Source organism: Microbacterium sp. LWH3-1.2 (assembly GCF_040675855.1).
GTDB lineage: Bacteria > Actinomycetota > Actinomycetes > Actinomycetales > Microbacteriaceae > Microbacterium.
Map to the genome: position 1 here is coordinate 3,451,174 of NZ_JBEGIK010000001.1, position 14,394 is coordinate 3,465,567.

Annotated in this window: 9 protein-coding genes and 1 tRNA gene; 3 read left to right on the forward strand and 7 right to left on the reverse strand. The window is 63.9% G+C overall.

The window, feature by feature from the left end; genetic code table 11:
• Positions 1-11: 11 nt before the first annotated feature.
• Positions 12-1,226 carry a flavohemoglobin expression-modulating QEGLA motif protein gene (locus tag MRBLWH3_RS16105; protein WP_363434023.1) on the reverse strand — a complete coding sequence of 405 codons (1,215 nt, stop codon included), beginning with the start codon at positions 1,224-1,226 and terminating at the stop codon, positions 12-14.
• Complete coding sequence (locus MRBLWH3_RS16110; protein ID WP_363434026.1) at positions 1,223-2,026, reverse strand: N-formylglutamate amidohydrolase; 804 nt, start codon at positions 2,024-2,026, stop codon at positions 1,223-1,225. The genes MRBLWH3_RS16105 and MRBLWH3_RS16110 overlap by 4 nt, the downstream gene beginning before the upstream one ends.
• Before the next feature lie 162 nt (positions 2,027-2,188).
• Between MRBLWH3_RS16110 and MRBLWH3_RS16115 the strand changes: the two genes are divergently transcribed.
• From MRBLWH3_RS16115 to MRBLWH3_RS16125, 3 genes are all read left to right on the forward strand, one after another.
• Positions 2,189-2,260, forward strand: a tRNA-Arg gene (locus tag MRBLWH3_RS16115).
• 457 nt (positions 2,261-2,717) lie between these two features.
• The gene (locus MRBLWH3_RS16120; RefSeq protein ID WP_363434029.1) at positions 2,718-4,901 is read left to right on the forward strand and encodes an AAA family ATPase; all 2,184 of its coding nucleotides are present in this window, start codon (positions 2,718-2,720) and stop codon (positions 4,899-4,901) included.
• Between the two features lie 7 nt (positions 4,902-4,908).
• Positions 4,909-6,096, forward strand: a complete 1,188-nt coding sequence (locus tag MRBLWH3_RS16125; RefSeq protein WP_363434032.1) for an McrC family protein — start codon at positions 4,909-4,911, stop codon at positions 6,094-6,096.
• Positions 6,097-6,348: 252 nt separating this feature from the next.
• Here the strand turns inward: MRBLWH3_RS16125 and MRBLWH3_RS16130 are convergent, their stop codons facing one another.
• From MRBLWH3_RS16130 to MRBLWH3_RS16150, 5 genes are all read right to left on the reverse strand, one after another.
• Positions 6,349-7,479, reverse strand: a complete 1,131-nt coding sequence (locus tag MRBLWH3_RS16130) for a tyrosine-type recombinase/integrase (protein WP_363434035.1) — start codon at positions 7,477-7,479, stop codon at positions 6,349-6,351.
• Between the two features lie 565 nt (positions 7,480-8,044).
• A complete protein-coding gene (locus MRBLWH3_RS16135) occupies positions 8,045-8,374 on the reverse strand; it encodes a M48 family metallopeptidase (RefSeq protein ID WP_363434038.1) in 330 nt (109 codons plus the stop codon).
• Positions 8,374-11,319 (reverse strand): type I restriction endonuclease subunit R, encoded by a 2,946-nt coding sequence (locus MRBLWH3_RS16140; protein WP_363434041.1) that lies wholly within the window; start codon positions 11,317-11,319, stop codon positions 8,374-8,376. The genes MRBLWH3_RS16135 and MRBLWH3_RS16140 overlap by 1 nt, the downstream gene beginning before the upstream one ends.
• A complete protein-coding gene (locus tag MRBLWH3_RS16145) occupies positions 11,316-12,560 on the reverse strand; it encodes a restriction endonuclease subunit S (RefSeq protein ID WP_363434044.1) in 1,245 nt (414 codons plus the stop codon). Before MRBLWH3_RS16145 ends, MRBLWH3_RS16140 begins: the two co-directional genes overlap by 4 nt.
• Positions 12,557-14,380 (reverse strand): N-6 DNA methylase, encoded by a 1,824-nt coding sequence (locus MRBLWH3_RS16150; RefSeq protein ID WP_363434047.1) that lies wholly within the window; start codon positions 14,378-14,380, stop codon positions 12,557-12,559. Before MRBLWH3_RS16150 ends, MRBLWH3_RS16145 begins: the two co-directional genes overlap by 4 nt.
• Positions 14,381-14,394 lie beyond the last annotated feature (14 nt).

The window sequence follows — 14,394 nt, forward strand, 5'->3', positions numbered from 1 at the left end:
TCGAGCTGAGCCTACGCATTGACCAGCGAGACCAGGTCGTCGGCGCGGGCGGCATCGTGGATCCGTTCGGCGGATTCTGCCTCCGACAGGTAGCGCGGGGTGAGGCGAGCCGGTGCGAGGAGTCCCCGCTTTGCGAGGTCCTGGACCAGCGGCAGGTCCTCGAGGGAGAACTTCCCGAGGAACAGGAGGTCGAGCGCGCCACCGCGCGCCACGTGATCCAGGAGTGCGAGCAGGCCGCGGAGGTAGATGGCGTCCTTGGTGAAGCCGCCGGCGCGGTACACCCGCATGGCGACGCTGTAGGCGCTTCCCGCAGGCAGGCCGTGACCGGTGAGCAGACGGTGGGTCTCGACGAAGCTCGCGCCGCCCACGAGCGCGTGCACGGCCACCACCCGCGCCGCGAGCTGCCGCAGCCGGGAGGCGGTCAACCCGCCGCACGCGATCTCCGCGAGCACGGCGAGTCCCTCCTGCGTCTCGTCGTAATGAGCGAGCCCGGCACCGAGCATGCGGATCGGCTGCGCCAGTCCGTTCACCTGCGTCACCAGATGCGTACCCACCTCATGTTGCAGGAGGGCGTTCACTCGGGGGCCGGCGACGGCCGCGTTCTGCGAGATCAGGAGCGTGTTGCCCTCGACCAGCACGCCCGAGACGTCGTCGCGGATCTCGGCGTGAAGCTCGGCATCCGGATCGATCGAGCGGTAGTGGGCGATCTCGGCCTTGGCCGCCGCGAGGAACGACTCCGCGCCCACGGAGTCCCGCTCCAGCCTCCCGTGCGGGAGTCGGGTGAGCAGATCGTCGGCGGTGTCTACAAGCGCCGGCAGCACCGGTCCGTACTGCGCGATCGACAACTGCAGGAACTCAGGGGTGTTCCGGGCACGCAGCATCTCCACCCGCAGCGTCATCTCACGCTGCCGGTTGCGCAGCAGCGCCGCGAGGGTTGCGTCGGCGACCGCGTCGAGTGGCAGAGCGGCCACCTCAGCGTCGAGCACATCGGGGTCGACATCCAGGGGCCGGTATTCGAACACCGGGTCGTTCTCGGGGTCGGCGAGGAACTGCGCGCGGATGTCGTCGGCATTCACCGGTGTCATCTCGAGGAGGAATCGCACCGTGCCCGCCAGCGATGCCATCGCGTGGTCGGCCGCCAGGTCGGTGGCGGAGAACGCGCCCTTCTCGATGAGGTCGGTCTCCGGTCCCCCAGAGCCGCGGGCGTGTGCCGGGTGGGTGGTCACGGTGTCGCCACCTCGATGAGCGCCTCCTGGAGCACGGGAATCGTCGACGCCACGGCGCGTGCGAGCTCGTCGATGCGAGCCTGATCCGCCTCACCTGTCCACTCGTCCATGAAGGTCTTCTTGAACTCCAGCGCGAGCACGATGCCCCGGTCGGGATAGCGGGCATGAGTCCACGCCGCGAGCTGCTGCCCACGGAAGCGGACGTTCTCACGCACATCGAGAGGACCCGCTGACGTCCCGGCCCGCGCGAGCGACTCGATGAAGGCGTCCACGACCGAACCGAATCGGTCCCGATCGAGCGACCCCGTGCCGACGTTCACTTCGGGATTCTCCGCCCACGGGGCCTCGACGGCGTCCGCGCCGCCGCGGCGGTGGTTGTAGGAGTGGATGTCGAACACCACGAACGGCCCGCGCTCGGCGACCCCGTCGAGCCGCCGGCCGAGCTCGGCATAGAACGTGTCGTACACCTCGAGTGAGCTCGCGACGACGGCCGGATCGAGGGGTGGGTCACGGACCACCTCCAGCCCCCACGCCTCCTCCGCGGAACGGTAGACGGCCTTCTCGCGTGCGCGGTTCATATCGACCTCGAAGCGCGACCGGTGCACCACGACGCGGGCCGGGACGAGTGCGCCGATCTCGTCGGTGTGCGGGTCCTCCTCGCGGAGCCGATCGTGGTCGGGCAGGATCAGCTCGGCCGCGAGCTCCGCGCGGATGTCGTGGCCGTTGTGGATGGCCGTAGCGACGAACTGTCCGCTCCAGTCGCCGAGGAATTCGAACGGGGGGTGCTCCGTCGTGAACATCGGCCCATTGTTGTCGGGTGCGGGGTGGACGCTCAAGGGGGTTGCATCACTGCTGCTCGGGTGCTGGACTGCGGACGCGCGGGCGTTCCTCGCCGATGGCCCCGCGGAGCTCGCGTCCGTGCCGCGGCCCCGCACGCTCACCGCATAGACTGGACGACGCCAGCCTCTGTAGCTCAATGGAAGAGCAGTTCCGTCCTAAGGAAACGGTTGGGGGTTCGAGTCCCTCCAGGGGCACAGTCTCTTTTTGCCTCTGACCAGGTATTTCTTCTGTGGTCAGACCACACAAATGGCGTTTTTGCCCGCTTTTTGCCCGCATTCTGAAAATTTCGGCAGGCCGAAAACAGCGTCTGCAACGGCCTGCGCGCGACGTCTGAGAGCGCCAAAATCGAACGTTTCGGGCGAAATCTGCCTCGTCGAAAAACTGAGCAATCTGCTCTCTGGCGTCAAGACGGTCGGGCGTAGCGGGTCTGCGGTCCTTGCGGCAGAGCGACGAGCGGCATCGCGTCGTTCAGTCGCGTCCAGACGGCATCCAGATCATCGTCGAAGAGATCAGCGCAGGTGTCCCTACGCTCCGACTAGAGATGCTCGTCGAAACCCTCCTCCGAGCTATGCACTCGCCGGCATGAGAGGCGGTCGTGTGAGTGACGGCCCCCTTCGTAGACTCGGAGCCAGTAGAGCTTCAGGAGGGCACGTGGCAGAAGCACAGTTGCGTCGAGCCGCCCGGGCGCGTGCAGCGCTCGATTACCTCGCGTCGAATGCGGCGCCGGGCGAGTACGTCCCCATCAGCGACATTTGGGAGGACGCGGAACGCTCCGTACCTCTTTCCGAATACGAGTCCGAGATCAACACTCGCGGTCTGCGTCGAGGCGAGACGGACTGGCGTTTCGCGAGTTCTGATCTCGTCAACGCGGGCTGGCTGCGTAAGCACCCCGATGGTTCGGGGCGATGGGCCATCACTGAGTCGGGAATGCGGGCACTCGAGGAGTTTGGCGGTGACGAGCTCTTCGCAGAGGCGCAACAGCGAACGGCTGCCTCAAGACTTGAGTTGCGCGCCAGCATCGGCGACGCTCTGGCGACCGCGTGGGTCTCTGAAGATAGCGCGCAGCGGAAGATTCTTGCTGCTTCGCGGGCGTGGGTCGAGGAAGGTCTTCAGAGCGGCGGGTCGGTGTTCAGCCCGGGACTTTCCGTGTGGGACACCGCCACGGTATCGGCGCTCCACTCGAAGTGGATCGGCGCGCCGCGGGTGGAGGGCGCCAACTTCGTCCAGAACCTCGCCGTTCAGCTCGAAGACGAGACCGATGCGGTCAAACTCCTCATGGCCGAGATCGTGGCGCTGCAGATTCTGCCCATCTCTACCGTCATGGGTCACGCCAAGAAGACGGAGAAGGTCGAGGCGGTTCTTCAGCTGATGAAGCATGGAGTCTCAATCCCGACCCTGTTCGACGAAGCGTTTGGAGGTGGCGCCTTCAATCCCGGAACCGGGATGATGTCGCGCATCAATCACGCGGTCACGATCATCGTCAATCTCGCCAAAGCGTGGGTGGATCTCAACGCTGACGAGCAAGAGCGGGTGCTCCACGACCCACGAGCATGGCGCTCGTTCGTACTGTCCGTCGACGGCGATTCCTTCCCGACTCAGCGATACTCGCTCATGTATCTCGTGCATCCGGGATTCTTTGGGCCCATCGTGTCCGAGGACCACCGGCATCGCATCCGCGAAGCGTTCATTGGCGAGATCGGTGGACAGTTTGGCGACGACGCGGACGACGACCTGCGGCGGATCGTGCTTGCGCTGCAAGCGAAGACTGGCAAGCCTGTCAGCTTCTACAAAAGCCCGCTGCGCGATCGATGGCACCCGGATGCTCATCCCGAGCCGCCGATCGATCTCCCTGTCGGCCCCGTGGAGGCCGATGAGGATGAGGCCGTCGCCGATTCGCGAGGGTTCCGGCCAATGGACATCGATGTCGCCTTACTGAGCGACGAGCTCAACCTGGACGCCGGTTGGATCACACGCGTGCTCGATGCTTTGCATCGGCGCGGCCAGGTGATCCTCTACGGCCCCCCGGGAACCGGCAAGACGTTCGTCGCGAAGGCGCTGACGCAGGCGATCACCGACGGTCGCCAGGAGGCGCAGCGTCGCATCCAGTTCCACCCTTCCTACACCTACGAGGACTTCTTCGCGGGCTACCGTCCGCGCGAGAAAAACGGACAACTCGTTTTCGAACTCGCCAGGGGCCCGCTGAGCCGCATCGCCGAGGATGCACGCAGGGATCCGGATGTCGCACACGTCCTCCTCATCGACGAGATCAATCGGGCGAACCTGTCCAAAGTCTTCGGCGAGCTTTACTACCTCCTCGAATACCGGGGTGACGCCATCGATCTCCTCTACGCCGGGTCCGGGACCGACGGCGGCGACACCTTCGAGTTGCCCCCTAACGTGCTGATCATCGGGACGATGAATACTGCCGACCGCTCTATCGCTCTGCTCGACTCGGCGATGCGGAGGCGCTTTTCGTTCTTCGAACTTCACCCCGAGGTGCCACCGGTGGAGGGGATCCTTGATCGCTGGGTGCGAGAGCATCCGCAGACCTACCCGCTGCCCGCGCTGTTCAGTGAACTGAACTCGCGCATCCGGGATCGGGAGGACCGAATCGGCCCGAGCTACCTGCTTCGCTCGGACGATCTCTCCGTGCAGGATCTCGACGCGATCTGGACCGAGAACCTTCTCCCGCTTCTCGAAGAGCGTCATCTGGGCACGGACGTCAACGTCGCATCGCGCTTCTCACTCTCCTCGCTGCTCTCGGCACTTCAGCCGACAGCGTCGACGGCGGACACGGTCGAATCGGGCGGATCGACCACCTCCGAGGCGTCCTGATCTCGCCATGCCCGAGCGCGTCTACATCAGGGAGAAGGGTGAGAGCTTCGTCGACCTGACGCTCGCGCAGGCGATGGAGCTGCAGGATCTTGGATTCTGTCGTGTCACCCCAACTTCGACCGCAGGGCGCTGGCGGATAACTGACGTCCTGAAGGTCGGAGTGGCGGTTGCGAGCGGCTGTGAGCTCCACGTGGTGCCGAAAACGCCGCTCGAGAACATCGTCTTAATGGCCTCGCTGGGAGGAGTTCAGCTGCGCCTTGGTGCCGATGACGTGGGGCACGGCAGCGACAACTCGATCCCGACGGCTATTGCACGTGCGCTTCTTATCGCGGTCGAGCAGGCGACGCGACGGGGGTTGCTCAAGGGCTACCGGAGCGTGCAGGAGTCCGCCGCGGTCGTGCGCGGTCGGTGGGACATCTCGCGCCAGCTCGCGAAGCGACCCGGCATCCCGCTCCCCGTCGAGATCGAGTTCGACGATTTCACGGAGGACATCGATGAGAACCGGATCCTGCTGACGGCGCTGCGCGTGCTCGCCCGGCTTGATGGAATAGCGGACGTGCTCGGCTCTGCCTTCACCGCGGTGCAGATCCTTTTCGCAGATGTGGAGTCGTTGCCCCGCGGAAGGCCACTCCCCGATGTCCGCCCCAATCGGCTGAACCAGCACTACACCGTGCCCCTTCGCCTGGCACGCGTGATTCTGGAGGCCGTGTCATGGACCCATCGGGATGGGGCCACGGTTGGAGGCACGTTTCTCGTCGACATGGCGATGGTGTTCGAGGGATACATAGCCAATCGCCTTCGCGCGAATCTTGCGGAGATCGGGCTCGACGTGACGGCGCAAGATCGAGGCCGGTGGTTCGATGTCGACAGATCGGTGGCACTTCGGCCAGACATCGTTATCTCGCGTGACGGCGCTCCAGTGACGGTTGCAGACACCAAGTACAAGGTGCTCGGCAGCGGGAACGGCGCGATGCCCAATGGGGATGTGTATCAGGCTGTCGCATACGCGCTCGCGCTCGACGTCCCCACCGCGCACCTCATCTACGTGTCGGGCGATGTTGTCGCCCGCGTTCTCCAGATCCCCTCGGCGGGTATCGATGTCCACGTCCACGCCCTGCCGCTCGAGGGGAATGCCCGGGCACTCGAGCACGGTGTGGCCACGCTCGGCGCGAAGCTCGTACACAGCAGGCAATGAGCGATCGGCTCACCGAACTCGTGAATGCGTCCACGCACCGAGCGCAGGTACCGCAGACATCCATCCGTCATCCTCTCGCCGAAGGGGCCTACCAAGAATGAAGCGCGGCGTCGTTTCCCATTCCGCGGACGTACCGCGGATTCACGGCCGAGCTCGACTCCATCCACGTCGAAAGCAGCAGCCGAGTCGTAAGGAGGCCTAGCCCTCGGGGGTCCGGTGCTTCGCGGAGCATTCAGCAATCCGTTCTCTGGACTACTGCGGCCGGGCATACCGCGTCTGCGGACCCGACGGCAGGGCGACGAGCGGCATCGCGTCGTTGAGTCGCGTCGCGACGGCATCCAGATCATCGTCGAAGAGGTCCGCGTACGTGTCCAGCGTCATCGCCGCCGACGCGTGGCCGAGCATCCGCTGCACTGCCTTCACGTTCGCGCCCGAGCTGATCGCGAGTGACGCGGCGGTGTGACGGAGGTCGTGCGGAGTGAGCCGCGGGATCGATGGATCGAACTCCTGCGCCCGCCGCACCGCGTTCGCGAACCATCCCTTGCTGCCTGAGTTGCGCATGTGATTGACCCCGTCGCCGAAGAGCAGTCCCTCGGGCCCCTTGCCGGCGCACGCCTGCTCGATCATCGGGGCGAGACGCTCGGGGTAAGGCACCGAGCGCTTCTCATGCGTCTTGGGCGTGCCGACGTGGATCTCGTAGGCGATCATCACCGCGTTCTCTTCGATGACGAAGCGGCGACGCAGGCGATTCACGCTGCGCACACGCAGCCCTGTCGCCTCACCCCAGCGGAGGCCGGTGTACGCCAGCGTCAGCACGAGCGTCGGGTACGCCGAGCATGCCGCCAGCGTCGCCACCTGGTCGTGCGAGAGGTAGACGCGACGCTTGCCCGGCCCGTGCCGAGGAAGGTTGCGCACGTGTCGGGCCGGATTGCTCGCGAGGCGTCGATCGTCGATCGCGACGTCGAGGATGCCGGCGAGAACTCCCAGTGCGCGAAGAACGACCGTGCGCGACTTCTGCGTCGCGAGGTCGGACACCCAATCCTGGACTTCGGAGCGACGGATCGAGGAGATCTCCCTGTCGGCCCACACAGGCGCGACATGGTTCTTCCACGCCCGCTCGAGCGTCATGTAGTACGAGGGCTTCGACATCGGCGGCTGCTTGGATCGCAGCCAGCTGTCGGCGAACATCCGGACAGGAACCCGTGACGAGGACGGGTCGATGTACTCACCCTTCGACTTCGACACCGTGACCATGGACAGGTAAAGCTTCGCCTCGCGCATCGTCGTGAAGCCGCGCTTCTCCGCCTCGGTACGATCGGGCTTGCGATAGCGCACGCGGTAGCGTCGGCCCTTCGCCGATTCGTATGGGGTGATGCTGCCCATCTCGACCTCCGCTCACTCCGGCTCGACGGTCAGTATCGGGCCAGTGTCGGACACTGGCGGGATGCCGTCAACGCGGCTGATGACAGATGTGGATAGATGGCGGAAGACGTCGCTAACTGGCGTTGTGGCGAAGGGCGCCTCCCTCCGACGCCGAGAGTGTAGCGATCGTTCGCGGCTCCGTTCTCGCCGCTCTCTCCTTGCAGACTCCGCGCTGGCGCGCGTCGCTTAGCAGCCGTTCGACGACGAGCACTGCGCCGCGCCAGATCGCTGCGGCGGCTGACTGTCGGAGCGATGGCGAAACTGCGGTAGCACCGTGCCGTCACTGCGACGACGGCGCGACGTAGGTTGAATCGCCGCGCGAGTTGCGGGAACGAATCTCGAAGTCGCCATTTCTTGATGCAGTCGCGCCGCGGTGATGTCGAGCACGCGGCACCGGATCCTCCGGTCCACGGTATGCCCAACCTTCCTTGAGTGCCTCGTCGATGACCTCGACCCTCTCGCTGCGGCATTTGGCTACCTTGATCGGACCAATCGACTCAGCTTGGCCACCAACGGAGAGCTGAGATCACGGCCGCCTCTCACTGACCGTGCTCGACGCCTCAAGCTCTCGCCAGGTGGGGACAAGCGCGGTCATCATCGCGGCGAACGCCTTGCCGTGGGAGCGGTAGCGCAGGTGAAGGAGCTCATGGACAACGACATAGTCCTGGAAGTTGTCCGGCATGTCGACGAGGTCTCCCGCCAGGGTGATGACACCGTCCGGCGCGCACGAGCCCCACTTGGTCTCTAGGTCAGTGATCACGACTTGGGTGGGGTTCACGCGGATCTTCGTTGCCCAGGCCATAGCTTTGCGAGTGAGCACCTGGTCGGCGGTCAGGACAATCTTGGGCCGCCTCATCAGACCTTCTCCAGCACGTTCATGACGTTCTCGATGATCTCATTGCAGGCCTTCGCAGGAACGTTGTTGTCCAGCAGGGGCTTGTAGAGGCCACTACGGAGGCGGCGGCGCTCGTCCGGGTTCTGCTTCCAGTGCGGGAACTGGTTGACCGCGATCTCGATGGTCAACGCGACGTGCTGAAGATCGACCTTGAGTCCACTCAATGCGTGTTCTGCACTCAGGACCGAGTAGACGCCCAAGGCTCGATCGGTAAGCCCAGCCTGCTTCGCAAACTCACGTAGCCGATCCTTCTCCTCGGCAATCGCCTTGAGCTCGTCCAGGGCGGCGAGCCCGTTGACCTTGCGCTCCTCGAGGTTCTCGATGACGCGGTCCGCCTTCTCCTTGATGCTTTGGAGCACGACCGCAGCGGCGGGGGTGTCCTCCATCTCCTGCCGCAGACCGCGCAGTAGGTTGTAGACCTTTTCCTCCGGCGGTCCGTCGTCCTTGCCTATGGCTTCCAGTGTCTGGACGTCGAAGGTGGCAACTTTGGTGAAGCGGCCGAGACCGTCCTGGGTCGCGCTCTCCTCGATCAACCGCTTGGTCTTGTACTCCAGGTCGGCAGTGAAGCCGCCGGCGTCGGAGTATGCGTTTCGCACGGCGGCGTACAGTACGGAGAGCCGCTTGTATGTCGCGATGTGGTCGCGCAGCTCTGCTGACGGCGAGAGGATCTCCCATAGCGACTCGATGTCGCGGTAGGCGTCGAAGAATTCCTTGCGCGCTTCCTGGGTGAGGAACTTGCCGTAGACGAGGCTCTCCAACTGCTCGTCGGCACCCTGACCGCTCTCAACCTGGAGGTATTCGGTCGAGGCCGCGTCGATCTTGACGAGCAGATCGGCCAGCAGCACATCAAGGTCTTCCAGCGCGCCCTCGACGTCGGACGAGTCGAAGCGCAACGCCTTATGTAGCTCTTTCAGGATGCCGACGAAGTCCACCACCAGGCCGACCTTCTTCTGTACTCCCTCGCTGTCGACGTAGGGGCGGTTCACGCGCGCGAGCGCCTGGAGCAGCACGTGGTCGCGCATCGGCTTGTCCAGGTACATCGCGTACAGCACCGGAGCGTCGTATCCGGTCAGCAGCTTGTCGGTGACAATCAGGATCTTTGGCTGCTGGTCAGCCTTCTTGAATTGGCGGCGCACCTCCTTCTCCCGGTCATCCGAGAGCTGGAGATCGTGGACATCCGGCCGCTCGACGACGTCGTTGGCGTTCTTGCTGTAGACGACCTCGGACCATTCGGTCGGCAGCAGTTCGTCGAGCGCGCGCTTGTACTTGGCGCACGTTTCCCGGTCGACGGCAACGAGGAACGCCTTGTAGCTCAATGGGTCGACGTTCTCCATAAAGTGGTTGGCGACAAACTCGGCCACCTGTTTGACGCGGCTGTCTGCACCAAGGAAGGTACGCAGGCCAACGGCCCGCTGGAGTACCTTGTTGAGCTCCTCGACGTCAGTGATGTCCTCGTCATTCGCGAGGGCGTAGAACTGCTCGTCGAGGTCCTCGGGCTCCATGGACATTGTCGACGGAGCAAGCAGGTACTTGATCGGCAACGTCGTCTCGTCGTCGATGGACTCGATGATCGAGTACTTGTGCAGATAGCCCTTCTCGTCCTGGGCGCCGAAGATCTGGAACGATCCCGACCCGCCGCCGTGCGTGCCCCCGACCGGAGTTCCGGTGAAGCCGATGATGGTGGAGTTCGGCACGGCGGCCATCAAGTAGGAGCCGAGGTCAGCAGCGACGGAGCGATGAGCTTCGTCGATGAACACGAAGATGTTGTCCCGGTCTGAGCTGTCCTTCCGGATCGTCTCGAACTTGTGAATCATCGACACCACGAGCCCGCGGAAGTCTGAGTCGAGGATGTCCTGCAGGTCGTCTCGACTGTTGGCCCGCCGGACCGGAATGTCATTGGCCTGCATCTCGCCAAGGAGCCTGTCGACCCACTCCTTGAGCTGGCCCTCGAGCTCAGTGCGGTCGACCACAAGGATGATGGTCGCGTTCTTGAAGCGGTCCTTTTGGCTCAGGATCGACTGGGCCGCGGTAAGCAACGTAAACGTCTTGCCCGAGCCCTGGGTGTGCCAGATCAGCCCACGGTTCTTCGTCGAGTCGGCGCAGCGTTCAACGACGGCGTCGACAGCCCCGCGCTGGTGCTCGCGGAGGACAGACTTCCGGGTCTCGCCGTCCTCGACGTAGAAGAGCACCCACTCGTGAACGGTGCGCAGGAAGTCGCGTGGCTCGAAGAACGCCTGCACCGCGTCACGGTAGGACTCGTCGCTAGTGTGCTTCCACTTGAAGAGCATCCGGCGATTGACGTTCCACGTGACGCCGTACCAGTAGTCGATCAGGTGCGTCTCGTTGTGCAGCTGCACCTGCGTGAGGAGCTCGGGCGTCTCCTTCTCGTAGCGCCGAAGCTGGGTAACCGCCTTCGTCAGAGCATCGCGATCTTTCGGGTTCTTGTGCTCGACGATGGTCACCGGGATGCCGTTGACGACGAACATGACATCGGCGCGGTTGCCCTTGGCGCGCGCGGGCGGCTCGATCTTCCACTCCCAGGTGACCTGCAGCGCGTTCTGATCCGGGAAGGCGTAGTCGACGATCTGCACCGGTCGCTGTCGCTGCTCGTTCTCGTCGCGCCACTGTCGCTCTCCGCGCAGCCATCGAAGCACCTCGCGGTTGCCCTCAATCGTTGCCGGTAGCGCCTCAATGCTCTCGACAATCGCTCGAGCCTGATCCTCGGTCAGCCACGAGTTGAACTGTCGGAGCTTGTCCTCCAGCACCTCGGGGAAAAGCATGTTCGCGCGGCCGCGCCGCATGCCCTCAGCTTCCTCGGGAGTGAGTTGCTCCCATCCGACAGCCGAGGCGTGCTTCACCATCGGAAACTGCACCGACTTGGCCTCGGATATCTTGATCTGGGTCACGCAGTGCTCCCTTCGAGCGTCGACAGTGCACTCACGTCGAGGTCGTCCACAGATACCTCGCCCGTCATTAGCTTGTGGAGTAGCGACTTGAAGAGCTGGCCGATTACGTCGCGCTTGCGTCGATGCAGGTCGATCTTGCGGTCGAGGGCGTCAAGTACGTCGACGATCTCCTGCTGCTCATCGGTAGTGGACGGCACCGGCACGTCGATCTTGCGCACGATGTCGAGGTTCAGGTTCTGCTGTTGTCCACCGTGCGCTAGCAAGCGGATTGCTTCATACCTCGACGTCAGAAAGTGGTAGAGGTACCGCGGCAGGACATCGTCATCCGTCGGCGTCATCGCCGCACAGGCCTGGTTGCATGATGCCTCGATACCCAGAATCCCGACCTTCCCGCGCGTTACGCCTTGCCCGTACATGGCCATCAGCAACGTGCCCGTACCGAGCATCTTCGCGGCAGATCCGTCGAGCCCAGCCTGCGTGATGTGTTCGGCCGTCTCGGTGATAACGGAGTAATTCACCTCAGTCGTCTTGACCCAGGGGATCGTGCCACCGACCCAGTACGAGTCGTTACCCCGCGATGGTGTCCCGCCAGAGGTGACCGAGAAGTGCTTGTCGATAGTGGCTAACTCCCAACCCTCCGGGATTTGGCCGATCTCGGTCTCCTTCTGCGGCTCATCCCTCAGCCCCTGGGAGAACAATCGCTGCATCGCCGCCGCCTTGGTCTCAGCGGCCGACTCGAGCGCCCTCTCCTCCCCTTGGAGTTGCGTCAACAGCAACCTCAGAGTCCGGCTGATCGCAGTTTGGTCTTCGAACGGTACGAGCGGGATCTGAAGGTCGCGCAGGGTGGCACCGTTCACGCTTGCAAACGTAGATCCCGTCGCCTGCGCCTCAAGCGCTGGCTTCATGAACCCGAGCGCGAAGTACAGGTACCACGGATCAACCCCCTCGGCGGCGCGGATCGCTGACACACCACGCCCAATGACGGCGTCCTCCGTTGCCATGTTCACGTCACCAACCGGGGCGCGAACCGATATCAGAACGTCGTTAGGCTTCGCGAACTTACTGCCCTGTCTGCACCAGACTCGCGGGGTTGGATGCACGAGTCCGAAGTCGGCCTTTCCCTGATAGAACGGAAGGCCCTCGCGATGCTCGTTGTAGGTAGCCGAAGGAGGCGACTGGCCGAGAAAGACCTCAGACACCTCAGGGTCACCCAGCCGCACGGTCTTGATCGCAACGCTCACTGGATTCCTTTCAGGAGTGCGAAGAGCGCGTCGTCATTCTTCGCGGCATCCGCAGAAAGTGCTTGCAGGTCGGCCACGAGTTCGCTGATGTCTCGATGGTTGGCGGCGTCCGCACTGGTGACCCATCGGCTCGGGCTGAGGCTATAGTCCGCGTCAGCCGCCTGCGCGGTGTGGATGACCGCAACCTCGCCCTCAACGGGCCGGCCCGAGTTGAAGAGCATCGCAAGATCAGTGACGTCCTCGTCGGCGAGGTGGTTCTTGGGCTTGCCCTTCTTGAAGCGCCTGCTGGCATTGACGAGCGTGATCGTGCCCTTCTTGGACTCGGGCTTGCGCTTGTTCAGCACCACGATCACGCCCGCGGCGGTGGTGTTGTAGAACAGGTTGTCTGGCATAAGGATGACGCCCTCAATCAAATCCTGGTCGACGAACCACTTTCGGATGTTTCGTTCCTTATCCTCATTTTTCGAGCCAGAGCCGCGAGTCACAGCCCCGGTGTCGAGAACCACGGCAGCACGGCCTCCGTCCTTGAGAACCGACAACGTGTGCTGGAGCCAGGCCCAGTCGCCCTTACCCGAAGTCGCGCCGCCGTTCTTGACGAAGCGGTCGTATGGGTCGTCCTCGAAGATGCTGGCCCCAAAGGACTGGTTCCACATCGGATTGGCCACAACGAGGTCAAATTGGTCGAGGGAACCCGCAGGCGTACGGAACTTGGGATTGATCATGGTGTCGCCCCGACGGAGGTCGACGTCCATGTCATGGATGATCGCGTTCATCCGCGCGACCGCGTAACTCTCGGCCTGAAGTTCCTGCCCGTAGAGCTTCAGAGGCACCTTCGCGGTCGGATCGAGCTCCTGAGCGATGAGCTGGAGCTTGATGAGAAGTCCAGCCGATCCGCACGCGTAGTCGTGGCAGGTTTGCCCCGGCCTGGGGCGGAGGATCCGGGCCATCAGGAAGCCCACCTCGGTGGGGGTGAAGAACTCACCGGCGCTCTGGCCGGAACCTTCGGCGAACTTGCGGAGGAGGTACTCGTAGGAACGACCGAGGAAGTCGGGTTGCACATCAGCGAGTCCGAGCCGGTAGCGCGGATCCGAGAAGGTCTCGACGACACCGTTGAGCTTGGCGGGATTGATGTCTCGCTCGCCGTTGCGCTCGGCCGCGAAGTCGACGACGTCGATCACCCCGGCCAGTGTGGGGTTGTAACGGACGACAGCACGCACCGCTTTGGTCAGGTGCTCGCCAACGTCGCGGGGGCGGGTCGAGCGGCCGCGCTCGTCGTCCGGCCAGTCGTACTTTGCCCGGCCACTAACTACTCCCCACCGAGACTCGGGCGGGAGGTAGAAGCGGAGGAGACTGTGGTCATTGTCCGCGATCTCGATGGCGACGTCGCGGTCGCCGTACTCCTCAGCGAGGCGGTTGATCTCATCATCGAAGACGTCGGATAAGCGCTTCAGGAACAACAACGGGAGCAAATAGTCCTTGAATTTCGGCGCGTCCTTCTCGCCGCGAATCGAGCAGGCCGCGTCCCAGAGCATCTGCTCCATCGGCTTCGTGGTCGGTGTCGCCGACTTAGCCTGCCGGCCGCGACGACGGGCCACCACTGCGTCGCCGATGATGGGGGCATCGCTGACGTCGACGCCGGCCTCTTCGGCCAGCACAGTGATCTTTGCCAGTTGCGCCCTTTGCGGGCTGTTGGCCCCGCCTTCCCACCTGTTTACCGTGGCGAACGAGACGCCGAGACGCTCAGCCAGCTCGGCCTGCGTCAGGTCGAGTGCAGCACGGACGGCCTGGATTAGCAGAGAAACATTCGCGGCTTCTGTCATGTCTGTTATGTTTG